Annotated in this window: 1 protein-coding gene; it reads left to right on the top strand. The window is 73.1% G+C overall.

The window, feature by feature from the left end; translation table 11 throughout:
* Positions 1-599: asparaginase domain-containing protein (locus FV228_RS32020; RefSeq protein ID WP_246694118.1), on the top strand; the 599-nt coding region annotated here is incomplete at its 5' end.
* Positions 600-607: the final 8 nt, after the last annotated feature.

Genomic DNA, 607 nt, shown 5'->3' with positions numbered 1-607 from the left:
CGGTCCCGGAACTGGCCGCGGTCGCCACCGTAATCCCGGTGCCGTTCCAGGCGGTTCCGAGCCCGGCCATCGGGTTCGCCGCGTGGCGCGACCTCGTCCTGCTGTGCGAGCGGACCGCCAGGGAGCATCCGGACCTCGCTGGCATCGTGATCGGGCACGGCACCGCCACCCTGGAGGAGACCGCCTACGCGCTCAGCCTCACGCTCACGATCGACCTGCCGGTGGTGCTGGTCGGCTCGCAGCGGCCCATGAGTGCGCTGTCCACCGACGCCAAGCTCAACCTCGTGGCGGCGATCCGCACCGCCGCCAGCCCCGCGTCCCGGGGGCGCGGCGTGCTGGTGGTGCTCAACGACGAGATCCAGGCGGCCCGCGAGGTCACCAAGACCTCGGTGGCCCGGCTGCAGACCTTCCGCACCCCGGATTTCGGCGTGCTCGGCCAGGTCGACGGCGATCATGTCCGCTACTACCGCCGCTCCGAGCGGGCGCACGCGCCGGGCACGCCCTTCGACATCCGGGCGCTGGCCGCGCTGCCGCGGGTCGACGTGTGCTACGGCTACGCCGATGCCGACGGCACCGCGGTGCCGTCGGCATCGGCGTAGCCGTAGCA

The sequence above is a fragment of the Methylobacterium sp. WL18 genome, from assembly GCF_008040015.1.
GTDB classification, from domain to species: Bacteria; Pseudomonadota; Alphaproteobacteria; order Rhizobiales; family Beijerinckiaceae; genus Methylobacterium; species Methylobacterium mesophilicum.
The sequence above is the reverse complement of the archived record's forward strand: the minus strand, read 5'-3'. Positions and strand labels throughout refer to the sequence as shown.